Source organism: Planococcus salinarum (assembly GCF_007004625.1).
In the GTDB taxonomy this organism is placed as follows: Bacteria; Bacillota; Bacilli; order Bacillales_A; family Planococcaceae; genus Planococcus; species Planococcus salinarum.
Genome location: NZ_VIFV01000022.1, coordinates 26,176 through 53,008, shown reverse-complemented (window position 1 = coordinate 53,008; position 26,833 = coordinate 26,176). Strand labels below are relative to the sequence as shown.

25 protein-coding genes, 2 pseudogenes and 1 riboswitch are annotated in these 26,833 nt (G+C 46.7%); of the genes and pseudogenes, 9 read left to right on the top strand and 18 right to left on the bottom strand.

The features are described 5' to 3' along the window. Window positions 1–118: pseudogene (locus DIJ65_RS16750) on the top strand (IS30 family transposase); the annotation flags it as partial. Between the two features lie 104 nt (window positions 119–222). Here DIJ65_RS16750 and DIJ65_RS12090 read toward each other — a convergent pair. From DIJ65_RS12090 to DIJ65_RS12070, 5 genes are all read right to left on the bottom strand, one after another. Next, the gene (locus tag DIJ65_RS12090; protein WP_117302499.1) at window positions 223–987 is read right to left on the bottom strand and encodes a class I SAM-dependent methyltransferase; all 765 of its coding nucleotides are present in this window, start codon (window positions 985–987) and stop codon (window positions 223–225) included. Window positions 988–1,012: 25 nt separating this feature from the next. After that, window positions 1,013–1,573, bottom strand: a complete 561-nt coding sequence (locus tag DIJ65_RS12085; protein WP_117302500.1) for a GNAT family N-acetyltransferase — start codon at window positions 1,571–1,573, stop codon at window positions 1,013–1,015. Between the two features lie 334 nt (window positions 1,574–1,907). Then, entirely contained in the window at window positions 1,908–2,393 is a 486-nt protein-coding gene (locus tag DIJ65_RS12080; RefSeq protein WP_117302502.1) for a GNAT family N-acetyltransferase, read from the bottom strand. 93 nt (window positions 2,394–2,486) lie between these two features. Next, the gene (gene pyrH / locus DIJ65_RS12075) at window positions 2,487–3,230 is read right to left on the bottom strand and encodes a UMP kinase (RefSeq protein ID WP_117302504.1); all 744 of its coding nucleotides are present in this window, start codon (window positions 3,228–3,230) and stop codon (window positions 2,487–2,489) included. Between the two features lie 243 nt (window positions 3,231–3,473). Beyond that, on the bottom strand, window positions 3,474–4,697 hold the full coding sequence (locus DIJ65_RS12070; protein WP_117302506.1) for an MFS transporter: 1,224 nt from the start codon (window positions 4,695–4,697) through the stop codon (window positions 3,474–3,476). Window positions 4,698–4,891: 194 nt separating this feature from the next. On the opposite strand from DIJ65_RS12070, the gene DIJ65_RS12065 reads away from it, so the two are divergent. Next, a complete protein-coding gene (locus DIJ65_RS12065) occupies window positions 4,892–6,538 on the top strand; it encodes an ABC transporter substrate-binding protein (protein WP_117302508.1) in 1,647 nt (548 codons plus the stop codon). A 171-nt stretch (window positions 6,539–6,709) separates the two neighbouring features. Here the strand turns inward: DIJ65_RS12065 and DIJ65_RS12060 are convergent, their stop codons facing one another. From DIJ65_RS12060 to DIJ65_RS12045, 4 genes and pseudogenes are all read right to left on the bottom strand, one after another. Beyond that, on the bottom strand, window positions 6,710–7,165 hold the full coding sequence (locus DIJ65_RS12060; RefSeq protein WP_117302510.1) for a VOC family protein: 456 nt from the start codon (window positions 7,163–7,165) through the stop codon (window positions 6,710–6,712). Window positions 7,166–7,732: 567 nt separating this feature from the next. Then, window positions 7,733–7,999 (bottom strand): annotated as a pseudogene (locus DIJ65_RS12055) (NADPH-dependent oxidoreductase); the annotation flags it as partial. Beyond that, complete coding sequence (locus DIJ65_RS12050) at window positions 7,996–8,976, bottom strand: ring-cleaving dioxygenase (protein WP_117302512.1); 981 nt, start codon at window positions 8,974–8,976, stop codon at window positions 7,996–7,998. The gene DIJ65_RS12050 and the pseudogene DIJ65_RS12055, both read right to left, overlap by 4 nt. Window positions 8,977–9,040: 64 nt before the next feature. Further along, window positions 9,041–9,475: a MarR family winged helix-turn-helix transcriptional regulator gene (locus DIJ65_RS12045; protein ID WP_117302514.1), complete on the bottom strand. Its 435-nt coding sequence runs from the start codon at window positions 9,473–9,475 to the stop codon at window positions 9,041–9,043. 178 nt (window positions 9,476–9,653) lie between these two features. Further along, window positions 9,654–9,750, top strand: a riboswitch (guanidine-I (ykkC/yxkD leader). A 53-nt stretch (window positions 9,751–9,803) separates the two neighbouring features. Between DIJ65_RS12045 and DIJ65_RS12040 the strand changes: the two genes are divergently transcribed. Together DIJ65_RS12040 and DIJ65_RS12035 are read left to right on the top strand one after the other, a co-directional pair. Continuing rightward, window positions 9,804–10,145 carry a DMT family transporter gene (locus DIJ65_RS12040; protein WP_117302516.1) on the top strand — a complete coding sequence of 114 codons (342 nt, stop codon included), beginning with the start codon at window positions 9,804–9,806 and terminating at the stop codon, window positions 10,143–10,145. Further along, the gene (locus DIJ65_RS12035; RefSeq protein ID WP_117302518.1) at window positions 10,145–10,459 is read left to right on the top strand and encodes a DMT family transporter; all 315 of its coding nucleotides are present in this window, start codon (window positions 10,145–10,147) and stop codon (window positions 10,457–10,459) included. Before DIJ65_RS12040 ends, DIJ65_RS12035 begins: the two co-directional genes overlap by 1 nt. Window positions 10,460–10,556: 97 nt before the next feature. Here the strand turns inward: DIJ65_RS12035 and DIJ65_RS12030 are convergent, their stop codons facing one another. The 7 genes from DIJ65_RS12030 to DIJ65_RS12000 form a co-directional block, all read right to left on the bottom strand. Continuing rightward, a complete protein-coding gene (locus DIJ65_RS12030; protein WP_230321402.1) occupies window positions 10,557–11,168 on the bottom strand; it encodes a class I SAM-dependent methyltransferase in 612 nt (203 codons plus the stop codon). 110 nt (window positions 11,169–11,278) lie between these two features. Next, window positions 11,279–12,355 carry an ABC transporter ATP-binding protein gene (locus DIJ65_RS12025; protein ID WP_117302520.1) on the bottom strand — a complete coding sequence of 359 codons (1,077 nt, stop codon included), beginning with the start codon at window positions 12,353–12,355 and terminating at the stop codon, window positions 11,279–11,281. Window positions 12,356–12,367: 12 nt separating this feature from the next. Beyond that, window positions 12,368–13,183 carry an ABC transporter permease gene (locus DIJ65_RS12020; RefSeq protein WP_117302522.1) on the bottom strand — a complete coding sequence of 272 codons (816 nt, stop codon included), beginning with the start codon at window positions 13,181–13,183 and terminating at the stop codon, window positions 12,368–12,370. Beyond that, entirely contained in the window at window positions 13,183–14,067 is an 885-nt protein-coding gene (locus tag DIJ65_RS12015; protein ID WP_117302524.1) for an ABC transporter permease, read from the bottom strand. The genes DIJ65_RS12020 and DIJ65_RS12015 overlap by 1 nt, the downstream gene beginning before the upstream one ends. After that, a complete protein-coding gene (locus DIJ65_RS12010) occupies window positions 14,051–15,298 on the bottom strand; it encodes an ABC transporter substrate-binding protein (protein WP_117302526.1) in 1,248 nt (415 codons plus the stop codon). The genes DIJ65_RS12015 and DIJ65_RS12010 overlap by 17 nt, the downstream gene beginning before the upstream one ends. 33 nt (window positions 15,299–15,331) lie before the next feature. Next, window positions 15,332–15,994 (bottom strand): TVP38/TMEM64 family protein, encoded by a 663-nt coding sequence (locus DIJ65_RS12005; protein WP_117302528.1) that lies wholly within the window; start codon window positions 15,992–15,994, stop codon window positions 15,332–15,334. Then, on the bottom strand, window positions 15,991–17,874 hold the full coding sequence (locus DIJ65_RS12000; RefSeq protein WP_117302530.1) for an FAD-dependent oxidoreductase: 1,884 nt from the start codon (window positions 17,872–17,874) through the stop codon (window positions 15,991–15,993). Before DIJ65_RS12000 ends, DIJ65_RS12005 begins: the two co-directional genes overlap by 4 nt. A gap of 193 nt (window positions 17,875–18,067) precedes the next feature. Between DIJ65_RS12000 and DIJ65_RS11995 the strand changes: the two genes are divergently transcribed. The 5 genes from DIJ65_RS11995 (at window position 18,068) to DIJ65_RS11975 (ending at window position 22,180) form a co-directional block, all read left to right on the top strand. After that, entirely contained in the window at window positions 18,068–18,649 is a 582-nt protein-coding gene (locus DIJ65_RS11995; RefSeq protein WP_117302532.1) for a CDP-alcohol phosphatidyltransferase family protein, read from the top strand. 16 nt (window positions 18,650–18,665) lie between these two features. Then, the gene (locus DIJ65_RS11990) at window positions 18,666–19,751 is read left to right on the top strand and encodes an FAD-dependent oxidoreductase (protein ID WP_117302534.1); all 1,086 of its coding nucleotides are present in this window, start codon (window positions 18,666–18,668) and stop codon (window positions 19,749–19,751) included. Window positions 19,752–19,839: 88 nt separating this feature from the next. Continuing rightward, complete coding sequence (locus DIJ65_RS11985; RefSeq protein WP_117302536.1) at window positions 19,840–20,316, top strand: DUF948 domain-containing protein; 477 nt, start codon at window positions 19,840–19,842, stop codon at window positions 20,314–20,316. 198 nt (window positions 20,317–20,514) lie between these two features. After that, window positions 20,515–20,835 (top strand): ArsR/SmtB family transcription factor, encoded by a 321-nt coding sequence (locus tag DIJ65_RS11980; protein WP_313903021.1) that lies wholly within the window; start codon window positions 20,515–20,517, stop codon window positions 20,833–20,835. A 58-nt stretch (window positions 20,836–20,893) separates the two neighbouring features. Next, window positions 20,894–22,180, top strand: a complete 1,287-nt coding sequence (locus DIJ65_RS11975; RefSeq protein WP_230321403.1) for an NAD(P)-binding domain-containing protein — start codon at window positions 20,894–20,896, stop codon at window positions 22,178–22,180. A 188-nt stretch (window positions 22,181–22,368) separates the two neighbouring features. Here DIJ65_RS11975 and parC read toward each other — a convergent pair whose 3' ends face one another. Both parC and parE read right to left on the bottom strand, forming a co-directional pair. Continuing rightward, the gene (gene parC / locus DIJ65_RS11970; protein ID WP_071151792.1) at window positions 22,369–24,795 is read right to left on the bottom strand and encodes a DNA topoisomerase IV subunit A; all 2,427 of its coding nucleotides are present in this window, start codon (window positions 24,793–24,795) and stop codon (window positions 22,369–22,371) included. Continuing rightward, the gene (parE, locus tag DIJ65_RS11965) at window positions 24,792–26,768 is read right to left on the bottom strand and encodes a DNA topoisomerase IV subunit B (RefSeq protein ID WP_117302538.1); all 1,977 of its coding nucleotides are present in this window, start codon (window positions 26,766–26,768) and stop codon (window positions 24,792–24,794) included. Before parE ends, parC begins: the two co-directional genes overlap by 4 nt. Window positions 26,769–26,833 lie beyond the last annotated feature (65 nt).

The following is a 26,833-nucleotide window of genomic DNA, read 5'->3' as shown; positions in this document are numbered from 1 at the left end:
CATCAGTGAAGAAGAATTAAACGAAGCACTCCGACTAATCAATAACCGGCCACGAAAATGCTTGAAGTGGCGAACAGCAAACGAAGCATTCATGGACGAAGTGTTGCACTTAATTTGACAAACTATCTCTTAATAAAATGGCAGGTGGCATAATTAGCTCCTGCCATTTATTACTTCTCATCAACTGATGATATGTAAACTAGTTATTGAAGATATTAAGTATTACTTTTCGCAAATGACGGAAAACATCCGATGTGGAACGTCCAAAACATTTTCGTCAAACTGTTCTTCAAGAAGAATGGATAAGGCATGGTCAAATGCTTTTACTTCTTCGTCTTGCAAGCTTCCTCCAATGCTCTCATCTGTTCTCATTTTCCCTTTCCACTCTTCGTGTGAAAAAGGGATCAAATCATCGAAGGAGAAAGTTTCAACATTTCTAAAACCGCCGTCGTAGCAATCATTTATCCATTGTGGATAGATGCCATGCGTGCTCTTACGACTCCATTCAGTATTAAACCTAGAAACAATCTTCTCTGTTTCGGTAACAACGCTATTCTTTATAGAAACAGGATCAAATTGAGCAAGGATGAATTTACCGCCAGGTTTTAGAACCCTATATATTTCACTTATGGTTTGTTCGGTAGGGAGTACATTCCAACAATGTATAGCAGTAATCAGATCGAAGGACTTTTCTTCAACAGGTAAATCTGTTACGTCTCCGAGGAAATATTTGATGTTCAGTTCCTCCACCCTGTTTGTCCGGATGGCTTCCTCTATAAGTTCTGGTGAGTTATCGACTCCCGTAACATAACTTCCTAGAGCTGCTAAATCTCTCGCTGCTAGTCCATTCGAAGTGGCGATATCCAATACTTGCTGATTTCGAAAAACCACTCCACATTCTTCCTGCAGCTTCTCATAAAATTTACTAGGATATCCTTTTCGATAATTCACAAAGTCTTGCGCGACATTCCCGAATAGATTTTCCATTAAACCCCTCTTTTCATTATTGAATTTAACTGACAATTGATTTTTCCCATTCTTCTCTCAGAATCCCCATTTTTATTGCATCAAAATATTGTCCTTCTACTGTTCGAGCATTTCTTACGCGTGCTTCTACAGTCATTCCCATCCTTTCGGCGACTTTCATCATTCTTTCGTTTCCGGACCAGGTCGACATCCCCAGTCTGTGTAACTCTGTTGATTCAAAAAGGAAATCAATCCAGCGCTTGTAGGCTTCAGAGCCATATTCGCCATTCCAATAATCTTTATCGTAAATTACAATTCCGGTCTCGAGCCAGTTCGTATTCTTATCTACCCAATAAGCACCCACATAGCCAATCACTTTTCCCTCAGCTCTTATCACGAGAGAAGCTGGAACTCCCGTTGTAATTTTTTCTTCATTCAACCAATGTTTACGGTGTTCTTCCTTTGTCATTCGCTTTTCAGGTATGTATGGCCCATTCCACTTTTTCGCTTCTTGTTCCTTTTCTTCAAATCTCCAAAAATATAGCTCATCCAAGTTTTCTTTCGTATTTTTAATTAACTCGATTTTTCTTCCAATGATCTCAACCATAAAAATTGATCAACCTTTCTGGATGCTGCTTAAAAAATGAATGAACAAATATATTTCTTTATCCCATTCTGCCTTCCTAGAAAATTGTAACATTTTTCCCTTTTAAAAGTCTGAACATTATTTTTATTACTTGTTATCTACTTGCCGGGATTTTTGATTAGTAATTCAACTTTGGATTCTTTTAAAATCTACTAAATAACCGTTCGTAAAAGTACACTTTTATGAAGAAAAAAGAGAAGGAGCTTCAAATGAAGTTCCTTCTTTCAATAAATTTTGATATGTAAACTTTAATTTACGTTATCTCATTATAGGTGGCTTTCGTATAAGATAAAAATCAAATTAAGTTCTTTGAAAAGTAGCTGCATTCCCCATCATTCAAGTATAGATGGTATTGTCGATTCTGATAGAACTCAATTGCACTATGCCAGTTGCTATTAGTTTCTAAAACTAATTGTTGATAGCCCTCTTGCATGGCCCATGACTCTAAGTGATTCATCATTATTTTTGCTACACCTGTTCTTCGGAATTCTTTCAAGACAGACATTCGTTCAACTCTTCCGATTCCTGGTTCTTCATAAGAAATAGCGCCTGTACAAATGACCCGGTTTTTGTAGGTACCCACCAAAAATATAGCTCCTTTTTGGCTATAGCTGTGTAAAATGCTTTTCAAATCTGGATTGTAAGTGGGATCTATGAAACCAAAGCGCTCTTCTAATCCTTTTAAGATCAATTCTCTGGCTTCCTCCTCGAATATCTTCGTAATTTGATGTATCTTCACTTCCTCTTTTACTGTGTAAAAATCATTTTTCACCCATCCCATGTACTCTTATCTCCCTAATTGGCTTACAACCTTTTCAACTGGCAGACTTATGTAAAAATTTTAGAAGACAACTGACTATCAAGCGAAAAATTTTTAGCTCAATACATAAAATTCAGAAGGGTCTCTTGAAACTACAGTTCCGGTCTGTTTGCCTTCAACGATTCGCTTCATTTCACCTTGTTTATTGAAGTTAAAGATATTGACTGCTATATCGAACTCTTTTGCAAGGAGAAGCGCAGACTGGTCCATGACCTTGATGTTTTCTTTTAAAATATCGTCGTAGTTCAATGTGCGGTACATTTTTGCTTCAGCATACTGGTTCGGGTCATAATCGAATACGCCATCCACCCCCTGCTTCGCTACGAAGATGGCATCGCAATCCATCTCAATCGCCCGCTGTACACTTGGGTAATCAGTCGTTACGAACGGCTGCCCATTTCCTCCTCCAAAAATAACGATAGACCCTTTCTCTAAATGCCTTTTCGCTCTTAATTGGATATAAGGTTCAGCCACAGACGGAACCGGAATGGATGTCATGACCCTGATTTCCTTGTCTGTTTTACTTTTCAAGACCCCTCGCAGCATTAAGCTGTTCATGATTGTCCCCAATGTCCCGATGTTATCGGCCTCTACTCTGTCAATGTTCCATTTATCCGCTAAGCTCCCGCGAAAGATATTCCCTCCGCCAATCACAAGGGCTACTTCAATATCCATGTCCGTAATTGAAAGGATTTCATCGGCTATATGGTCCAGCTTCTGATGATCAAAACTTTCACCCTCTTTACTGGCTAATGCTCCACCGCTTAATTTGATAAGTACGCGTTTTATTATTTTCATAAACAAATCCCTCTTTCTATTTAATCAGAATTTTCTTTCGAATTTTTCACTTTTTAAATTATATTAATAGTTACCGTTAGAAAGATATAAGAAATATTTATGCTTAGGTATTGTAAATTTAGACACTAGTCGTAAAAGTAAACTTGTACAAAAAAAGGAAATAAACTTTATATGAAGCTCCTGCCATGCGATAAGCGGTGATATTTCTCTGATTATCTGCCAGAAATTTTCTTGATAAATTAGTTAAATACTTTGTTTTTGGTTTTTCTGCAGTTGTTTTTGAGAGAAAAAAACAACTGTTAAAGTCAGCAAACTCACCGTGGTAAACAGGGCAAAAATTCCGCTGAAAAGTACCCGAACCGAGTGAGATTCCAGCCAATTGCCGAAATAAAGAAGAGCCACAAAAGTAAGGAGGCTTTGCAAGGTTTTCGCAAATCCCGTCACCCTGCCGACAAAAGCTTTCGGTGGCGTAATTTGAAGAAGTGTATTGAACATCGTAAACCCGATTTGAAAGGCTGCTCCTAATAAGAAAACGCTTATCGCGGCAGTCAGAACTTCGTTGCTTAACGAGAATAAAACGAACGGAATGGCCATGATGAAGATGACCAGTGGAATGGCCAGTGTGTTTTTTAACCAATTATTATGTTTTGAGATGACTACCCCGATTACCAAAGCTCCAGCTGCGTATGCACCCTCAATTATCCCCAATGATTCTGCTCCCTTGCCCAGTTCATTCCTAACAAAGATAGCTACAGAAAGGTTATAAATATAGACGAAGATAGCAGGAAGAAGGGATAATCCCACATAAAACAACAAGTTTTTTTGAGTTATTACGAGCTTGAAGCCTACATTCATATCTCTCCAAAAATTTCGGTTTTGTGGACTTTCCTCATTGGGGGAAACGTATCCTTTTCTGGTTTTATAAATTAAGACCGCCCCAATAAGAAAAGTTAAAGCGTTCAAAAAAACCACATTAATTGAACCGAACCAAGCGACAAAAATGCCACCGATACCTGCCCCTGACAGTTTACCAACCTGAATCCAAACCTGGGTCAGGGCATTTGCCCGATACATTTCCTTGTCTGCCATGATTTCCCTTACGAACGCTGCATTGGCTGGGACAAAATATGCTGTGCCCACAGCATTCAATAACTGCATTAAATAAATGATAAATATAGTCAAATCACCAAACCAATATACAAAAGGTACGATAGAGATGGAGAAAAAACGAAATATGTTGAAGGCCACCATGATAATTCTTCTATCGTAGCGGTCTGCTACCATGCCGCCAAAAGAGGATAAACACATTAAGGGGATAAAGCCGATGGCCAGAGTGATTCCGACCTGTGCGGATGAGTCAGTCAGTTCCAATATGAGCCAAGTAATAGCGATGAACTGCATCCCATTCCCAACCGCCGAAATAACGGAACCTGATAAATAGAATAGATACGCTTTATTTTTCAGCATTAAAAAATCCTTTCCAACTGCCTATATTTTTAAGGATCTTTAATCGATAAAAAAGAAGTAGCCAAGCCTTCCATCACTGTGTTGTATGGATAATTTCGACTATTTCATCTTAACTGCTATACTTATTATAAGGATGACAACTGTGATTAAAAACTGACACATCTGAAAAGAAGTGTCACCCTTTGAGGTGGAGAATGAATCGATTATTATTGAAGCTTTGGCGAAGGTTGCGTGAAGGAGAAGTTAAACAAGAAGAAATCGCTCAAATTTTAGAGTTGTCTCAACGACAAACCAAAAGATGGCTGGAACGATGGGCGGAAGAGAAATGGCTCGTCTACTTGCCTGGTACAGGCCGAGGGAGAAAGACGAAAATCCACTGGTTAAACGACGTCGAAAAAGCATTTGAAAAAGAGTTTCTTCAACTATTAGTAAAGGAGCCCCTGCCCAGTGTCATTCACTATCTGGACTGGGAATGGTCTGAGAATGCAAGACGCAGGTTATCAAAACAGGTAACTGAAAAATTTGGTTACCAGCCAGTTTCCGATCATCGCTTTATTTTTCCCATGAAATATCCGTTCTTAACCTTTAACCCCCTCAAAGCGATTGATTTAAACAGCATCCATATCTGCGACAACTTATACAGCCGGCTTTTTTCGGTAAATGAAGCAGGACTAATACGAGGAGAAGTGGCTCATTCCTGGGATTTCACGGATAACAAACTCTCTATTTTCTTGAAAAAACATGTAAAATTTCACGATGGGTCCATACTGAATAGCACCGATGTGAAAACTTGTCTGGAGCTCTTTTTCTCCGACGCTCACTACAGATCCGTGACGCCACAAATATCCACTGTTCATACTCCCCATCCATTGGTTGTCGAAATTGAGTTAAGCACACCGTGTTCCTATTTATTGCATCTCTTGAGCATGACTCAAGCAAGTATTTACAAAATGAAAAATCAGGACATTCTGGGAACGGGACCTTTTTACATGGATTATTCGGATAACAAAGTAACCCGAATAAAGGCTCATGATGACTTTTATCAAGAACGTCCCTATATTGACACTATCGATTTCATTAAGGTGAATTCAGACGCAGAATTAATTTTTCGGACAAATGCACGTGACACTTTGAATGATGCACAAAAAATAAAAAGTGAATCTGGGTCCGGCATACTGGTATTCAATCTCTTTCAAGATTCAGGTATTCAAAATAAAGAAGTACGCGAATATATCCATTCGCTTATCAGGAAAAAGATTGGTTTGATACTAAACATCATTAAAAACTCAACAGAGAATAACCGAGGGTGTTTATTGAATGAAAGTCTTCCTTATATCGTCCCGAAATCTGAAACCCTCAAGTTGGCGCAGCCTTTGGTCCTCGCAGCTAGCAAGTTCACACTGAAGTTAGCTGAACAGGTTAAAAAAGTATTGGAAGACGGAGGGATACAAGTAAACCTTTTGATTCTGGAACATGAAGAGTATGTAAGCATTAAATGTAGCGAGTTAGAAGCCGACCTATTCATCAGCCGAGAACACTTTTCCCTGGATCAAAATCTTTCTTTTTATCTCTATTTCAAAGCAGGCTATTCGCAAATTTCAGACCTGATGGAGATGAACGAAGTAGTTGCTCAGACTTTATCAGTTTATCCTGAAACACCTGTGGAGAACTGGCTTCCTTTGCATTTGAAAATAGAAAATGAAGTCTTTTCGAATTCTTGGATGGTGCCTTTGTATTTTAATCAGCGCCATATCCCTTATCCGCCTGAAATGATGGGAATCAAAACGACGAATTACGGTTATGCTGATTACGCTAAGATATGGATTAAACCATCCTATTAACTGCAGTTCTAGGCATCTGCAACGATATAAGAATGTGGAGTACCTAGCTTTTTTTGAGCCATAAGAAATTTAAAAACTTCTAGAGCAGCATTGATATAAAATTAGTTAGATCTTGACAATCTTTTATAAAAAAATGGCACTTCTGATAACTATTGATATGTAAACTGTGAGTTACTTTTTACTGTTCCACTCTTCTAATGACATCATCTGAAATTCCTCTTTGAAATCCACTTTCAATGGAGCTATCAGTTCTAGGGAATTGCCATCCGGATCCTCAAAATAAATGGCAGCGTGAGCATGGGGATAGTTGGGCAAAACCAAAGGCTGTTTTTCGGGTGGAAAACCAAAATCGGTTTTTATTTTTATCCCTTTTTGCTCTAGCCAATCTTTCGCCTTTTCCATATTGTCTATGTCCACTCGGAAAGCGATATGCCTTAACGATGGATGATAGGGCGTTTCCACTTTATCGGTTTCCCATAGACCTAACCAACTATGTTCTTTCTCAATCCAGAAAAAGGCCAGTTTTTCTTTTTGATAGGCAACTTCTAGTCCTAACTTTTTATAAAACTCGATTGATTCCAAAAGGTTACTTACTGGCAAATGTGCTTCATACAGTCCTTTAATCATTGATCTTCTCCCTTTCTTGTTTACCTATTACTCTTAGATGTATCTTGATAGTTCTTTTATGAGTAAGCAACTCAGCATCTTTCAGATAGATGCTCAATCTCTATCCGAACTTCAACAATATACCTTTGACTTAAATAGGTTTTTACTAATTTTTCTCTTGTATACCTTTCTACCAATATAATACAATTCCGAAAAATTTCCTACCTCATTCAAAAGAATGAACTTTCACTATTAACTAAAATCAAAAAAATATAACTGCATTAAATAAAACCGTTCGTAAAAGTACACATTTACGAACGCTTTGAAAAGGGCTGAAAAACGGCAAAAAGAGCGTTCGTAAATGTACTAAATCACTTTACGAACGTTCGCAAAAACGCATCTGCTTTCACGAACACTTTTCAGGTGTTAATTAGATGGATGAAAGAATTATTATTCCAGGTAATTTGTGGAACATCGTAAATTTTGCTGCCTTCGCATCAGCAGCAAAAATCAGAACGAAGGCCGTCAATTGGAAGCCATAAAAAAAGAAGATGCCGGAGAGGCACCTTCTAAGTTAAGTCATCTATTTTAGCGGATTGATTCCAAAGCAGTTGACCATGGAATCACCTGATCCAACATTTGATTTACGGAGTCTCCCTGCACCGAAGCAGGTTTTAGCATGGAGCCGTTTTCGAAATCGGTGAACAGCGACAATGCCGGGTGAACACGTACATCCGCCACCATCACTTCTCCGAGGATGCCGCGCAAATGTTCCGCTGCCCGTGCGTCGCCGACTGAACCGTACGATCTGATTCCTGCCGCTTTGTTGTTCCATTCTATACGAAGATAATTTACAAATACTCTTTTTCGATTGTGCGGCTGCTGCGCACGGTGTCAATCGGACGCACCATTTTTTCAATGCGTTCCCGCTGGGCTTCAAGAAATGGCGGCAGGCTTAATTTTTCGCCCAGTGTTTCATACGGTTCGTCTCCGAGGAAACCAGGTCCATCGGTTGCCCATTCAAAGAGAAGCCCCGGTGCCACTCTTGCATACAAGGATTCAAAGAAGAAGCGGTCGACATAGCCGGATGTACCAAAGCCCGCTCCCATGTGATCGATCCATTCATTCAATGCAGCCGTGTCATGTACCCGGAACGCAGTATGGTGAACGGTGCCGAAGCCTTGCTGGCCGGCAGGCAGAACCGCGTTGTATTCAACAATGACCTGTGCTCCGTTGCCGCCTTGTCCCATTTCAAAAAGATGCAGCGCTCCTTCTTTGGCGATTTCGCGCATCATCATCACTTTTTCGAGTACTTCTTTCAGGTAATCGAATTGCGCAATGCGGATGTGGATCGGCCCGAGGCCAGTTATTGCAAACTCCAGTGGCACAGGTCCGTTTTGCCACGGTGTACCGGATGCTACGCCTTCATTGCGTTCATCGGAAACGAGCATGTATTGCTGCTCATCGAAGTCAGTGAAGGATACGGTTTTCTTGCCGAACAATTCCTTGATTCCGGTATGGGCCACGTCGTATTTGTCGAAGCGCTTCAGCCAGTAATCCATTGCCGCGTCAGATGGTACCCGGAAAGCTGTCTTGTAGATTTCGTTGGTGCCATGGGTCCCTTTTGGAATCCCCGGGAAATTGAAAAACGTCATATCGGTACCGGCAGAGCCCTTGTCATCGGCAAAAAACAGATGATACGTCTGGATATCGTCCTGGTTGACGGTCTTTTTGACCAGTCGCATGCCGAGTACATAAGTGAAAAACTCATAATTCTTTTCCGCGCTGCTTGTGATTGCGGTGACGTGGTGGATCCCTTTTAGTTCATTCATTGTAAAACGCTCCTTTTCCTGGTGAAAATTTTATCTCGAATTTACGATAGTATCCTGCAAACATTCAGATTTTCAACGCCTGATAGCCGACTTTTTTCAAATCGCTTATCATCGCTTCTGTTTCCTCCACTGTGAGGCCGGCAAACAATTCGTTGATCTTGTTTTCGTGCTCCGGCCAAATTCGGTCCATCAGACCCTTGCCTTCTTCGGTCAGCTCGGCATACGTGACACGGCGGTCTTCGGCGCATTCCGATCGACGGACGAAGTTTTTTGCTTCCAGTTTGTCTACCACATAGGTGATGCTGCTGCTCGCAATCAACACCTTTTTGCCGATCGATTGAATGGGTTGTCTGCCCTGGTGATACAGCAGTTCCAGCACCGAGAATTCGGTGGGGTTCAGTCCGTTGCTGGCGGCATCGCTTTTGATGACTTCCCGCACGGCATCGGCAGCCCGGATAATGACCGTGACGGCTTTCAGGTTGCGGTTCGGCAATTCCATCTTTTTCACCTCAAATAGTTGTAATTCATATATCTTTAATTAAAGACAATTCTATCATGTGGAAATCGGCCCGTCAATCATGCGGCCTGCCTTCCTCCCGCTCCTGCAGACTGTGCAATGGCTTTTCCTTTCGCTGAAACGGCATCGTGTGTATAATTTCAAGTAATCACATACAACGACAATTGTTTTCTAGGGTTCCGCAAGCTGCTGCTTGGCCTGGTCCGAGAGAAAACGCACAGCTTGCTGTGACACGGAAGGACAAAAGCCTGGGAGGAACTGTTTAACAGTTGCTTTCCGGCTTTTTTATTTGGAATCAGGAGGAAACGATATGAATGTGGAATGGGCGAAAGTGTATGTTGCTGCATTTTTTGAAGTTTTTTGGGTTATCGGGCTGAAGCATGCAGACGGCTTCTGGCCCTGGAGCGGTACTGTGGTGGCCATCCTCATCAGTTTCTATCTGATGATCATGGCGGGGCGTAAGCTCCCGGTCGGCACCGTCTATGCAGTGTTTGTCGGGATGGGAACGGCCGGCACTGTGTTGTCCGATATCCTGTTTTTCGGCGAACCGGTGGAGCTTTCAAAACTTCTGCTGATCGGCATTCTACTGGCCGGTGTGGTCGGGTTGAAATTGGTGACAGATGACAACGGGGAAAAAGGAGGGGAATCGTAATGGCTTGGATGGCGCTGCTTGCTGCGGGAGCTTTTGAAATGGCCGGCGTGGCAATGATCAACAAATGGCATAACGAGCGTAATTGGCTCTCCTTCCTGCTGATGCTCGGGGGATTCGGTTTCAGTTTCTTCTTCCTGTCTATTGCGATGGAAACTCTGCCGATGGGCACGGCCTATGCCATATGGACCGGCATCGGTGCATCCGGAGGCGCCATTATCGGCATGCTTTTTTATAATGAAGCAAAGGACTGGAAGCGAATCGTCTTTATTGCCATGGTGCTCGGTTCTGCAGTGGGGTTGAAAATGGTCTCGTAAGGAAAAAAAACCGGAAGAAAAGACTGCCTGTGGTTTCCGGCAGTCTTTTTTCGGTGGCAGCATTTTGATCCGGTAAACTGTTCGTTTCCCGCCTCTTTCATTTCCGGCACACAGCGATGCCGATCGGGTAATGGATATCGCTTCTCGGCGGTTCTATCAATACCCCTTTTTGGTAGTAAAATTTCTTTTCCGAATAGTCATCAAACAAAGTGTGAAATTCGTTCCAATTCAATTGATGGACATGAAACTCGGTGTTGCATGGTTTTCCTCTGCCGTAGCCGAATGGCGTGGAAAGGATCAGCATGCCACCGGGTTTCAACATGTCATAGACATTTCCAAGAAATCTTGTTTCGTCGGTTAAATGCTCGATGGTTTCAAAAGAGATGATGGCATCGAATGTGCCGAGTTGTTGGGGCAACTGCGGATTCAGGGCATCGTTCTTCACATAACTGACTTTCGGATGATAGTACCTGTGTTTGGCGTAGCGGATTGCTTCGGCATCTGCGTCAACCGCGATCACTTCTTCGAGCTGCCTGTTTTTTGCTTTGGCCAGCAACTGTGCTCCATACCCCACTCCGCACGCGAGATCCAGCACACGTCCTTGAGCATATTCTATCGCAAAATGATAGCGCGCGATGTGTTCAAGCAACAAGCCGTTCATCGGGTTCATCAGTTCGGGTATGACTCTTTCACCGGTATAGGTCAGCAAGGAAATCTTCCTTTCTATGTTTGCAGCTTGATCGTAAGGTCAGTATTCGACAAATTCTGCTGAAAACCTTTGCCCGGTTGTTTTTTCAGTTTATGTGACGTTGAAAATGGTTATATTCCCACAAGGTGCAGGTCATCAGGCAACACAAAAAAATCATATACCTGCCCGGCTGCCAGTGATTCTGCCTGCTGCCGGGAAAGCGTACAGTCCAATTGCGCCCCCCCAACATGCAACTTGCATTGATACAATCCATGATGGAACTTCATTCGCCCGACTTCCCCCCGCACCAGCAGAGCTCCTGCTGGTGCCGGCGTCCCTGGTGCCAACAGCTGCAGTGCTTCCGGACGAAGTATCAAACACCATTCGCCGGCTTTGACGGAGTTCCCGGCTGAAAATTCGAAAACCCCTTCATTTGAAATAAAACGGCCGCCGTGGACTGTGCCCGGGATTATGTTTTTCATCCCTAAAAACCGGGCGATCTGTGTACTGGCGGGCAGTTCGTACAGTTCCATGGCTGTGCCGACCTGCAACAGGCGTCCGTTCCCCATGATACCGATCCGGTCGGACAATTCAAACGCTTCCTCCCTGTCGTGAGTGACAAACAATACGGTAACACCAAGCTGTTTCTGGATGCGGCTGAGCAGCTCCCGCATTTCTTCCCGCAGGCCGGGGTCCAGCGCACTGAACGGTTCATCCATCAGCAAGAGCCGTGGATCGGCCACCAAAGCCCTGGCCAACGCCACCCGCTGCTGTTGGCCGCCGCTCAATCCATCCGGAAACCGGCTTTCAAACCCTGCCAAGCCGACAAACTCCAGCATCTCCTGTGCAAGAGAAAGGCGTTTTTTCCGTTTGACTTTCTGCATTTTTAACCCGAATGCCACATTGTCCTCAATCGTCATGTGTGGAAACAATAAAGGCTGTTGAAATACCATCGAGAATCTTCTGTCTTCCGGGGGGACAGCAGTCAATTCGGAATCTCCTAACCACAATTGCCCCGAATCCGCCTGCAATAGCCCAGCCACCAATTTCAGCAGCGTGGTTTTTCCGCAGCCGGAAGGCCCCAGCAATGTGAAGAATTCTGCTTCCCGGATGGTCAGGTCGACTGGCTGGAGCACAAACGGTTCCTGTCCTGCTGCAGCTGTTTTGCTGTATTTCTTTTCAAGATGGAGAATGCGTAAATCGTTCATCATCCCACTCCTTTAAATCTTGCCGGTGACGGTTTTTTTGGTTTGATAATAGTTCTTCAAAGCGATGTCCATTCCGAGCAGGGTTACAATGGCCAGGCCGGCGAACATCAGCGAATAGGCGGCCGCAACGGCAGGATCTCCGCCACTGATAAATGGAAACAGCAGAATCGGCAATGTAATGACCTGCCCGGAGCCGATGATAAACGTGATCAGGTATTGGCTCAGGGAAATCAGAATGCTCAAACTTGCCCCCGCTGCAATGCCAGGCAGCAAATGGGGCAAAACGACATGCAAAAATCGTTGGATCGCTCCCGCTCCGAGCATGCGCGCCTGATTTTCCCAGTCAACCGCCAACGTGTTATAGCTGATTACCACCGCCCGCACCATATAAGGCAGTGTCGGCGAAAGATGGGCCAGGACGACGCCGAAAATCGTTTCGGTGAGGCCCAGCCTCAGGAACGTCAGGTGGATGCCCATGACGGCGACAAACGGTGGAATAATGATCGGGGCAAAAATGATTGCTTCCATCAGCCATTTGCCGCGGAACTGATAGCGCGCCAGCGCATTTGCTGCAGGCACCGCCAGAACAATATTCACTGCGGTGACAACCAAGGCGATCACCAAACTGGTTCCGATGGCTTGCCAGGTACCGGAACTGCCGAACAGCACATAATCCCATGCCCGCCAGCTGAAAGCTTCGGGTAACACCTCGGGCCATTGCCAGTTCAGCGAAACACTCGACAACAGCAAAGCAAGGAAAGGCAGCCCGATGACAAGGAGAAAAATGAGGGTGAGGAAGATTTTTACCGGAGAGATGAACCTGCCCATTAAGCCCACCCTTTCCAAACCTGCCAGCGCTTGCTGAAATAATAGATGACAAGGCCAAGCGCGATCGTCAACGCCGCCAGGATGATATTTACCGCCAAAGCTTCCGGACGGTCAGCGAATGTTCCACTTGTATAGAGTTGGTAGGAATACACCGGCAGCATGCCCGGATACGTGACACCCAGGAGAAACGGCACTTCAAAAGCTGAAAATGTAAAGACAAATACGATGAACACCGCAATGGTCCAAGAAGGCAGCATCACCGGCAAAACAATCTCACGGATGAAATTCCATTTTTCAGCACCGAAGACGCGCGAAACATCCCGCCACGACCGCTGGATGCGGGACAATACAGGATAGATCAGCAGCGAGACAAATGGCGCTTCCTTCCAGGCATAAGTTAAAATGATGCCCCAACCGAACGGATCATTGACCAGGACGGGAAAATCCGTTAGTTCATCAATCACGCCGAGAGACGCGAGCAGTTTCGATAACAGGCCGCTTTGCATGAACAAGAGAACCACCACATAGCCGCCCACCAAGTGCGGGATGGTCAACGGCAGCTGAAATAGCCGGTGCCAGACCCTTGCTTGTCCCGTCTTCGAAGCTTCATTCAGCAGGAACAGGGAAACGCCCAATATTCCACCCAGTATGCCGGCCAGAATCGACGATAACACAGCCACTCTCAACGTCAGCTCCAGCGACTCCCAAAATCCATCCGATTGCACCACTTCAGCATATGCAGTGAGTTCCAGGCGGGTTTCCCCAATTGCCGGAAAATATCCAAGACTTTTCAGCAAGCCATCAAAAAGCCCCCCGAAAAACAGGAGGACAATGGTTGCAATGGCCGGCAGCAGCAAAAGGTACGGTTTACTCTTTCGCCACATTTTCCACCCATCCTTTTTCGATAATTTTGATATAGTCAGCTGACAGTTCCGGCAAGCGGTGATTTTCCAATTCTTCCAAAGACAGCGTGGCTGCACCGAGATCCACAGCATTCATCGCCTGTTGTTGCGCAGGAGACAGCTTCTCCGGGTCCAGCGCTGACAAATCGCCCCAATTGGCCGGCGACAGCTTGGCGATCTGCGCTTCCGGCGACAGCATTTCATTGATGGCCACCATCGCTCCCGCTTTCTCCGAAGAATTGAAGGGAATAGCCAGGAAATGGGTATTGGCCAGTGTCCCGCCAGCCAATAAGAACGTCCGGGTCGTGTCGGGGAATCGGCCTTTCAGTACTTCGCTTGCCGCCAGGGCGGGATCGTAGCTCATGGTCAGGGCGACTTCCCCGCTTGCATACAATTGATCCAGCTTTGCCAGGCTTTCGGGATACGTTTCCCCTTCACGCCATAAATAAGGTTCGATGTCATTCAAATACTCCCACATCGGCTCCAACCGGCCTTCGAGGTCTTCGATCTCATCTGCCGGCAGTCCGTATTGCTCGTGTCCCCCGGTCGTTTCATACAGTACATGGCGGATAAAGGCACTGCCCGTAAAATCAGGCATCGCAGGATACGTGAACTGCCCGGGATTTTCCCGGACCCATCCGGCCAGCTCGGCCATGGATGTCGGTGGACTGGCAACTTTGCTCTCATCGTGCACAAAGACGAATTGCGCTTGGCCCCACGGCGCTTCCAGACCTTCCACCGGCTCGCCGAAATCTTCAGCAATTTCCGGCGCATCCGAGTCGACGTACTCATTGTAATTCGGCAATTGTCCGGTAAAATCGGCCCATAGCAGTCCGTTGTCTTTCGCAGCTTTGAAATTCTCCCCGTTGATCCAAATGATGTCCATGCTGCCATCCGTTTTGCCGACGGATTTCTCGTCCAGCAACTGATTGATGATGTCCTGGGCATCGTTCATTGGTACACGGTTCAAGTCGATGTCGTAATTTTCTTTCATCCGCGGGGCGACCCAGTCATCCAGGTAGCGGTTGATGCTGTCGCTTCCGCCCCACATATACATATTGACTTCCTGTCCGGCCGCGGCAGATTCAACCGATGGCCATTCCCCCGTCAGCAAAGTGTCTGCGTCCTGAGCATTCCCATTCCCGGTCTCCCCCGCACACGCGCCCAGTGTAAACACCAGCACGGCCGGCGCCAGCAATGCAGCTATTTTCATGGCTTCCACTTCCCATCCCCGTTGATCAATTTCTTATTTTTTTCCTGCCTCCTGTTTTTTGGCCCACTGATTGCGGATGATAATCGGCACCACCGTCAGCAAAATGAAGACCAGCACCGCCAGGAGGATAATTTTCGGATTTCCAGTGACAAAACTGCTGCCGAGAAAATTATAGGCGAACGTGCCGGGAATAATACCGATCAGTGTCGCGAGGGCAAAAGGGAGGAAGCGGACCTTTGCAATAGCGGCCACGTAGCTGATCAAATCAAAGTTGATGACAGGAATCAGCCGGAACAGCAGAATATACAGAAAGCCGTTCCGCTCCATTTGCTGCTGGATTTTTGCGGCGTTTCCGCCCCATTTCTTCCGGACCAGGCTCTTGCCGAGTGTCTGCGCGACATAAAAGGACAACAAGGCTCCCAGCGTTGCGCCAATGATGGTGTACAGGGTGCCCAGCCAAGCGCCAAAAGCCAGGCCGCCCGCCAGTGACAAGATGGATGCCGGAAAGAAAATGAGGGGCCTGACGGTGTATATGGCGATATAGAGGATGGGCGACCACCACCCGAATGACAATATCCAGTTGCGAAGATCGTGGACATCCACCTGGAACACAGAGCGGCTGAGCCAAATGCCCACCCCGACTGCCGCGAGCACCGCAAGCCATTTGATTAATTGAACTCGGTTGGCATTTTTCAAAATGTCCGATTGTGGGATGCGATGCCCAGGTACCTTCTTTTCATTTCTTCATAACGCTGGCGGTTGACACCTGAGTCGGACACTCCGACGCGGGAAGCCGAACGGAACTCGATTTGCTGAGCGGCATCATTGAAGTAGAATTCAATATCGTCTTTGAACTTGAATGCCTTGGATTTTGCGACAGCGTAGACGTAATGTTCGTCATCCTGAAGGACCTCCACGCCTTCGAAACCTTTCAGCATGCCGATCAGGCATTTTTTTGAGTCTGCACGGCTTCCGCTGTAAGGAAAGCCTTCCACATATTTGTCTTTTGAACTTGTCTGGGACGAAATTGCATTCGGTGTGGGCGGAACTTCCTTCAGGCGCCCGTTTTCCACTCCGAGCTTCGGTTTGAGGTTGTTTTGGAGCGCCATATTCACAAGCCCGAGCCCAGCGGCAGCGGCTGTCGCATACACCGCTATTTTTTCTGCCGGCAACTCGCCGGCTTTCGCTTTATTGAATGTCTTGACGACCGGCTGATTCAACAAATTGTCGACATAGACTTTTTTCCCTATTTTTACCAGAACTTCGCTGTAAGTCGGATACGGATGGATGACACCCGCTAATTTCCCAAGGTTGATGTGGAGGGATTTGATGGTCTGGATCTGGCTGATGATTTCACCGGCACGGTCCCCCAGAATGCTTGCGCCCAAAATATAACCTTTTTTGTCAAGAATGAGCTTCACTTTGCCGAAGCTGTCCTTTTTCGTGTTGGCGCGGTCCAGATCGGCGTATTCATGTTCGTACACCCGAATGGAATCCCCGTATTTCTCGCGTGCCTCGTGTTCCGACAAGCCGGACCTGCCCAGTTCCGGATCTGTATAGGTGCACCAGGTCACATGCTCGTAATCCATTTTTTTATTGATCGGCAAAATGGCATTTTGTGCAGCGGTGATGCCCTGGACATTCGCCATATGGGACAATTGGTAAGGCCCCACAACATCTCCGATGGCATAAATCCCTTTCGCTGTCGTCTCCAGATGGTCATCCACCTGGATGCTCTTTGCAGTGTATTCGACTCCTGCCTGTTCCAGGTTGTAGCCATCCACATTTGCTTTTCGCCCCAACGCTACCAGAAGCCCTTCGCTGGCAACCGTTGTTTTGTTGCCATCTTTGTCAATGACCAATTCGATCCAGTCACCGTTCTGTTCCGCTTTTACGGCTGTGGCAGAGGTATGAATCTCAACGCCTTCCTCTTTCAGGCGCTGCTGGATCATCAGCACGAGTTCTTCTTCGTCTTTAGGCAAGATCCGTTCAAACTTCTCGACCAGTGTCACTTTTATCCCCAGCCGGTTTAACGCCTGGCTCAACTCGACCCCGATGGGTCCCCCGCCGAGAATTGTCATCGATTTCGGAAATGATGTCAGGTTGAAGATGGTTTCGTTCGTCAGGTACGGTACCTTATCCAGTCCCTCGATTGGCGGAACCAGCGGGGAAGAGCCGGTGGCAAGAATGATTTTCTTCGCTTCGATACGCTCCCCTTCAACGTCCACTTCGTGCGGTCCGGTAAACGTGGCAAATCCTTTGATGTAATCGATGCCGGCTTCTTTCAGAACTTCCGGGTTCTCCCCCGCATACACTTTTTGGATGACTGCCTGAATGTCCTGCAGGACGACCGCAGTATCGATTTGCAGGTCCGGCGCATATTTTTTGGCATGATGAATTTCTTCAGCGATATTAATCAATGCTTTGCTTGGAATGCAGCCGGACCATGTACAATCCCCGCCAGGCAAATCCTTATCGATCAGCACGACTTTTTTGGAAAAGCCCGCTCCTGTAAACGCCGCTGTCAAACCAGCCGCTCCTGCTCCAATTACAGCGATATCGTAGTTCTTCACCATCTGTATCATTTCCTTTCCGCTTGTGTACTCTCTTCAGTTTAGCAAAAAGCATGGGAGATTATCGGGCTGTAACCCTCGCCCTCCTTTATTTCCCGTAAATATACCCAAAAAATGCTACAGGAGGTGCAATACGGGTTTGAACGGAAAACATATACTATACTGAAATCATCCCGAATTTGAAAAGGTGATTTTTATGCTCGATACACATGCGAGAAAACATGTCCAACCGGTTGTGAACAAAACAGCCGACCTGTTGTTGAAATTCGGCTTTACGGCTGACGGCGTTACCATCTCCGCTCTATTTATCGGCATGTCTTCCGGGCTTTTCATTTATTTGGAGCAGCCGGTATGGGCCCTTATCGCTCTGTGGTTTTCCGGCTACCTGGACGTGGTGGACGGTACCATGGCACGAAAAACGAAATCCTCTTCCTGGGGGACCCTGCTGGACATAAGCTTTGACCGGCTGGTGGAAATCAGTGTCATTCTGGGTCTGGCTTTTCGGTTTCCGGAGTCGATGTGGGCTTTGCTCTTATTAAGCGCCTCCATCATTGTAGGCATGACGGTGTTTTTGACCGTTGGCGCATTATCCGAGAAACAGAGCGAGAAGTCTTTCTATTACCAGGCAGGTCTCGCAGAAAGAACCGAAGGGTTTATACTTTTCAGCCTGATGATTGTCTTTTCAATGTACCTGACCCTATTTACGCTGCTTTTTTTGGCAGTTCAACTGATCACTATTTTCCAGCGGATGGCAGAGGCCAGACGGATCTTACAATAGAGAGGAGTGAATGACTATGCAGACCCTTGTTCTGGTGGGAGGCGGGCACGCGCACCTCCATTCTCTCGAACAGTTTAAAAAAGAACCGTTGCAGGCAGCACGCGTCGTTCTCATATCCCCTTCGATCCATCAATACTATTCCGGCATGTTTTCCGGCTTTGCCGAAGGTGTATACAGCCAGGAGGACATCCGAATCGACCTCAACCGTTTCTGTGAACAAGCTGGTGCGGAGTTCATCCTGGATTCCGTTGTTGCCATCGATGCGCAAGCCAAAGAGCTCACGGGCGCTGACGGGGCCATCTATGGTTATGACCGGGTCTCATTTGATATCGGTTCCCTGACAGCGGTGCCCGGCCAGATCAAAGAACATGTTTCTTCCATCAAGCCAAATTTCCTGTTTCCGGAGCAACTGTTGCGTGTAAGGGATTCCGACGCTCCGGTCATCGTAGGCGGCGGCGCTTCAGGTGTGGAATTGGCTTTTTCAATTCTAGCCTGGAGAAGCAGGCAAAACCGCCCTGTCAAACCGCTGCTGTTCAGCTCGTCCGCCTTGTTGTCCGGCCAGGGCAATGAGATTTCCCGAAAAATTGAAGCGATTGCCGACCGAAAGGGATTGCCATTCCACACGGATTCTTCGATTGAAGAAATTGATGGGCACAGTGTGACGACCAACAAGGGAGAATCCTTTCCCCAGTCAGATATTCTCTGGTTGACCGGACCGAAAAGTTCCGGGCTCTTCCGTCGTTCCGGAATGCCGACAGATTCCCATGGCTTCCTGCTTGTCAACGATGCGCTGCAAAACATGAAACATCCCGATGTGTTCGGCGCCGGTGACTGCGTCACAATTGATCGCTATCCGGCATTGGCCAAAAATGGGGTTTATGCTGTCAGGCAAGGCCCCATCCTGTGGCAGAATCTGAAAAACAGCCTGGCTTCGGATGAATTGCAGTCTTTTGTACCCCAAAAGCGTTTTGTCGCCATTCTTTCCACCGGTGACGGGGAAGCTTTTCTCAGCTATGGCAACCGTTCGCTTCACGGTGCACTCCCCTGGAAACTGAAGAAGTATATCGATCGTAAATTCATGAGCCGCTATAAAAATCCATAAATATGAAATTTGGTTCGCCATGTTAATCCATGGGCTATTCGGGGTATAGAAAGAGCAATACGCGAACTATGATGAAGGAGGAACAACAATGGACTCAACACTATGGCTATGGATAGCACTCGGAATTCTCGTTGTCGGACTGATCATCGCTGGCATCGGGGCAGGTCTTTTCATCTCCGGCATGAAAGAACCCATGAAAGAGATGAAAGGCTCGGCGAACAATCTGAAAGAACGCGTGGACAAGCTGAATCTGGAAGCCTCAAGCCTGCAGCATACCACCACTGAATTGCAAGAGGAGATTGCCGTGAAATCCGAAAAAATCAGCGTGCTGACCGATGGGATCAAGGGCACAAAGAATTCGCTTATCGATTTGAATACATCGATTCGCACGATTACCGACCGAATCATTTACCGGGCTGAACATGACCGGGAGAATGTGAGACAGGTCAAGAAAATAACCACTACAGCTGACGACATGATCCACCTGCCGGAGCACCTGCAGACCCTCCATCCCGAGGGCACAGCTGAAAACTACGATACCCTCCACTTTGGAAAAGTGCGTTAACCACCGATTACTGAAGGCAGCCCTCGCCGGCTGCTTTTTTTATGGAAGGAACAGAAAAGGCATGCCACATCAGTAAATTGGGAAAGCGAATAAATAAATAAATCAATTTATTTTGATTTACTTGTTGCCCTTTTCAATCCCATGCATTACAATCAATATATCAAATAAAATTGATTAAACAGAAAGCGAGTGAGCGACATGGCTGTAAATCCTCAGGCCACGATGGAGAAAACAAGTGATTTTGAACAGCTTGCCCTGAAATACAAGGCGTTATCAGATCCAAAGCGGCTTGAAATTCTCAATAAAATTTGTCATATGAATTCTGCCTGTGTCTGCGATCTCATGAATGAAATGGAGATTCCCCAGTCGAAATTATCCTATCACCTGAAAATATTGCTGACCGCCGGATTGCTGGACAAGAAAACAGAAGGCACGTGGAGTTTTTACTCGATCAACCAGAAGGAAATGAACCATTTGATATCCAATCAAATATGCAAGGTCATCACTCCATCCTGTTAAAGGGATGGACCCATTTTTAGTCTATAAATCAAAAAAAATTGATTAAGGAGCGATGAAAATGATGAACAATCAATTGCCGATCGCCATCATCGGCGGCGGACCCGTGGGGATGGCGGCGGCTGCGCAGCTTGCGCTTAAAGGAAAAAACTTTGTGCTGTTTGAGGCGGGAGCCGAGCCGGGTGCAAATTTTCCGGACTACGGCCATGTCCGGCTGTTCTCTTCGTGGCGCTATAATATGGATGCAGCAGCGAAGACGCTGCTCGAAAAGCACGGAATAAGCCTGCCGGATGAAGGAGGGCTGCCGCTCGGGGCTGAAATTGTATCCCAATACCTGAAACCACTGAGCAAAATACCTGAACTTGCACCTTTCCTCCACCTCAACAGCAAAGTCGTGCACGTCTCCAGAAGCGGCTTGGATAAAATGAAGGATGAGGCACGCGACGATCGGCCCTTCCGTATTATCGTGGAGCAGTTCGGAACATACCGGGAATTCGAAGCGCAAGCAATGATAGATGCTACCGGTACGTGGCAAAACCCCAATCCGCTAATTTCAGGGGGCATGCCGCAAAGCAGGGAATCCGTCCATACACGCCTTCCGGATATTCTGAACAAGGACCGGCACGCATTTTCAGGGAAACATACAGCAGTCGCGGGGAGCGGCCACTCTGCATTCAATTCCATTTTGGACTTATTGGAACTGCAGAAATCCAGCCCCGAAACGGCAATCACTTGGATGGTGCGCGGGAAAGTTGAGCCTTCCCTTTTTGGCGGCGGCGCTTCCGACCAGCTTGCTGCCAGAGGAGAACTGGGCGAAAAGATGAAAGAGGTCATTGCTGAAGGAAGAGTAACCGTGATACCGGAATGTTTCATCCGGCAAATCGCTCGAAATGATGATGGCCAGATTTTGCTTACAGCAATACAAAAAAATGCTGAAATGGCCTTCGGTCCTTTTGATGAAGTAATCGCCAATACAGGCTCCCGCCCAGACTTCTCATTTCTTGGTGAAATTCGCTACGCATTCGATCCATCACTTGAAAGCGTCTCGGCCCTGGCCCCTCTGATAGACCCGAATATCCATAGTTGCGGAACTGTAAGACCGCACGGGGAAAAAGAATTGCGCCAGCCCGAAAAGAATTTCTATATTGTCGGAGCGAAAAGTTATGGTCGTGCTCCCACCTTTCTGCTGGCTACAGGATACGAACAGGTGCGTTCGGTGGTTGCCTATCTGACGGGTGATCTTGAAGCATCAGAAAGAGTGGAATTGGCGTTGCCGGAAACGGGCGTTTGCAGTTCCCGCCCCGTCACGGTCCAACTTACAGGTAAACCAACCACCGCATGCTGTTGAGATGAAAAGAAGGCTTCGGATCCGAAGCCTTCTTTTTGGTGGTCAACCGCGGAGGGAAAAATCTCTTCTAATAAGTTTACATAATAATAATATAAATACATAATAACTTGCTTATGTGTTCAAAGCGTCCCTTCCCCCACTGGAACTGGACACCAAAAAAACGCCCCCCAGCCGGGAGGCGTTTAAATTCACTCTTTCACTTTTTTCAGATAGACTTCCTTCACTTTGCCGTCTGAAGCCTCATCGAGTACAAATGAGCCGTTCGAATAACGGTCAACCGGTTTAAGGTTTGCTGCAGGCAAAGTCAGGTTGATGTTCTTGGTGGTTTCCAACAGCAATTCGTCTTTTGCTGTTACGGCGTCGATTGAAATGACCCGATGAGGGTTCGATTTCAATTCACGCAGCATCACCACTCCGCGCTTGGCACGGCTGCCTGTTTCAAATTCAGTCATGCGCATCTTTTTGGCTGCCCCGCGATGGGTAACGAGAACAAGATCCTGTTTGACATCCGGATCGATCATAATGGCGGATACGGCCACATCTTTATCTTTCAGGTTAATCCCTTTGACTCCACCGGTACGCAACCCGGTCAATGGCACTTCCTCCATCGGGAACCGGACGCCATAGGCATGGTGCGTTCCGATGAACAGTTCATTTTCCTTCGTTACCAGCCCGGCAAAAATCATCGAATCGTCTTTTTTCAGATTCATCGTTTTGATGGCGCGTGAATAACGCTGGACTTTATAGTCCTGCAGGGCAGAGCGTTTGACCTGGCCAAGTTTGGATACGGTCAGGATGCTCGCGTCCGCATCAAAATTTTCAAAAGGATAGACGGCCAGAATCGATTCATCGGCTTCCAATTGGATGATGCTGGACAAATGCTGTCCAAGGTCCTTCCATTTGATGTCCGGCAATTCATTGATCGGCTGATAGATGAAGTTTCCTTTTGTCGTGAAAATCAAGATGGTATGCTGGGTATTCAGATTTGCTTCGAACAGAAGATGGTCAGATTCCTTCATTGCGAAATCACGGCCATTCGAAGCGGCATGCGATCTGGTGCTCGTCCGTTTCACATAGCCCTCTTTTGTCACCGTAACGACCACTTCTTCGCTCGGTATCATCACTTCGCGTGTAATCGTAATTTCTTCAATTTTCTCTTCAATGACGGAACGGCGCGGTTCTGCAAATTGTTTGCGAACGCCGGCCAGCTCTTTTTTGATGACATTTTTTAATTTCGTTGCACTTGTCAAAATTCCGCTCAATTCTTCAATCAGTTTTTTAAGGGCCATTTCCTCTTTTTGCAATTCAGTGATATCTGTATTGGTCAACCTATAGAGCTGCAAGGAAACGATCGCTTCCGCCTGGGCTTCAGAAAATGAAAATGACGCGATCAGATTGTTTTTCGCATCCCGTTTATCTTTGGAAGCGCGGATGGTTTTGATGACTTTATCCAGAATGGACAATGCTTTCATCAAACCTTCGACAATATGCATCCGGTCTTTTGCTTTATGCAGATCAAACTCTGATCGTTTCGTCACAATTTCTTTTTGGTGTGCGATGTAGGCATCGAGCAAAGTCTGGAGTGTCATCATCGTCGGACGCCGCTTATAGATGGCCACCATATTGAAGTTGTAGCTGACTTGAAGATCCGTATTTTTGTAAAGGTAATTGAGGATGCCGTTTGCCTGTACATCTTTTTTCAGTTCGATGACAATGCGCAGACCGGTGCGATCCGATTCATCACGGACTTCTGAAATGCCATCCAGTTTCCGGTCAAAGCGCTGATCATCAATTTTTTTGATCATCGTGGCTTTGTTGACTTCAAAAGGCACTTCCGTGATGACAATCTGTTCTTTGCCGCCTTTCAGCGGTTCGATGGCAGCTTTCGACCGGACAATAATTTTGCCTTTGCCGGTTTCATAGGCTTTTTTGATGCCATCCACGCCCTGAATGATTCCTCCTGTAGGAAAATCAGGACCTTTGATGACCTTCATCAATTCATCTACTGTGGCATCGGGGTTATCCATCCGCATTAACACGGCATCGAGTACCTCGTGCAGGGCGTGCGGTGGAATATCAGTGGCGTAACCGGCAGAAATTCCCGTGGAACCATTCACCATTAAATTCGGGAAACGGGCCGGCAAGACCGTCGGTTCCATATCGGAATCATCAAAGTTCGGGATGAATTCCACTGTGCGCTTGTCGATATCGCGCAGCAATTCACCTGAAATGGCGGAAAGACGGGCTTCCGTGTAACGCATCGCGGCAGGTGAATCGCCGTCCATCGACCCGTTATTTCCGTGCATTTCTACGAGCATATGGCGTATTTTCCAGTCCTGGCTGAGACGCACCATCGCTTCGTAAACAGAACTGTCGCCATGCGGGTGGTAATTCCCGATGACATTTCCGACAGTCTTGGCTGATTTACGGAACGCTTTATCATTGGTGTTGCCTTCGTGATACATCGCATACAGGATGCGCCGCTGAACCGGCTTCAAGCCGTCGCGTGCATCGGGCAAAGCCCGGTCCTGGATGATGTACTTACTGTAACGCCCAAACCGATCGCCGATGACTTCTTCCAATGGCAGATCCTGATAACGTTCGATTTGCGTCATACGAGTTCCTCCTCAGCGTGGATCAGGTCGTTTTCCAGAATGTTGCCGTCTTCTTCCATCCCAAAGTCGACATTATTCTCTATCCACTTTCTTCTTGGTTCGACTTTGTCCCCCATCAATGTGGTAATGCGGCGTTCGGCACGTGCACCGTCTTCAATCGTGACACGGATCAATGTACGCGTTTCCGGGTTCATTGTCGTTTCCCATAATTGGTCGGCGTTCATCTCCCCGAGACCTTTGTAGCGCTGGAGCACATAGCCCTTGCCGACTTTTTTCGTCGACGCTTCAAGATCGGCTTCCGTCCAGGCATAGTCGACCACTTCTTTCTTGCCGATTCCTTTGGAAACTTTATAGAGCGGCGGCAATGCAATAAACACTTTGCCGGCTTCGATGAGCGGTTTCATGTAACGGAAGAAGAATGTCAGCAGCAGAACCTGAATGTGCGCACCGTCCGTATCGGCATCTGTCATGATAATGATTTTGTTGTAGGCAATGTCGTCAATAGAGAAATCAGATGACACGCCCCCACCGATTGCGTGGATGATCGTCGAAATCTCTTCGTTTTTCATAATCTCTTCAAGCTTCGCCTTTTCCGTGTTGACAACTTTACCGCGGAGCGGCAGAATCGCCTGGAAAGTACGGTCCCGGCCCTGTTTTGCAGAACCTCCGGCAGAATCACCCTCCACCAGATAGAGCTCGTTTTTTGAGGCATTTCGGGACTGTGCCGGAGTCAGTTTGCCCGACAGCAGCATGTCCGATTTCTTGCGTTTTTTGCCGTTTCTCGCATCTTCCCGCGCTTTCCGTGCCGCCAATCGGGCCTGTGAAGCACGAATCGCTTTACGCACCAATGATGCACTGAGGTCAGCATTTTCTTCCAAAAAGTACATGAGTTTTTGGGAAACGACAGCATCCACGATACTGCGCGCTTCACTTGTCCCCAGTTTGCTCTTGGTCTGCCCTTCAAATTGCAGCAAAGCTTCCGGAATCCGCACCGAAACTATTGCCGCTATCCCTTCACGGATATCAGAGCCTTCAAGGTTTTTGTCTTTATCTTTCAATAAATTGATTTTCCGGGCATAATCATTGAAAACACGTGTCATGGCCGCCCTGGCACCGGTTTCATGCGTACCGCCGTCACGGGTCCGGACATTATTGACGAATGACAGGATCGTTTCGGAATAACCGTCATTGAATTGGAATGAAAATTCGACTTCCATTTCATCCTGTTTGCCTTCGATATAGGCGACTTTATGAAGCGTGTCTTTTTCTTCGTTCAAGTATTCGACAAATGCTTCGATGCCGGTTTCATAGAAAAATTCCGCGTACCGCTGTTCTTCGCTCCGTTTGTCGGTGAGCTCGATTTTCAGCCCTTTTAACAGGAACGCAGATTCACGCAGGCGCTCACTCAAAGTTTCGTAGTTGTATTTAGTGGCAGAAAAAATAGTCGGATCCGGCCGGAAATGGATATCCGTTCCACTTTCCTTTGTAGTGCCGATTTCTTCCAGCGTCGTGGCAGGCTTGCCGCCGTTTTCAAAGCGCTGACGGTATTTTTTGCCGTCCCGGTGGATTGTCACTTCCAGGTATTCTGAAAGCGCATTTACCACGGAGGCGCCAACACCATGCAGTCCCCCGCTCGTTTTATACCCGCCCTGGCCGAATTTACCGCCGGCATGCAGGACCGTCAAGATAACTTCAGGCGTCGGTTTTCCGCTGCGGTGCATCCCCGTGGGCATGCCACGGCCGTAATCACGGACGCTGATGCTATTGTCTTCATGTATGGTCACACTGATCTTATCGCCGAACCCGGCCAAAGCTTCATCGACCGAGTTATCAACAATTTCGTAGACCAAATGGTGAAGGCCCCGTGTGTCCGTTGAACCGATATACATCCCTGGGCGTTTTCTTACGGCATCTAAGCCTTCAAGTACCTGGATCGCTTCTTCGTTGTAAGCCGTATTCTTCGTTTTAGCCATCTAATTCCCTCCAACAAACATCTGTTCGCATATCTCTATCTTTTAATCGTATCGATAACTCCGGC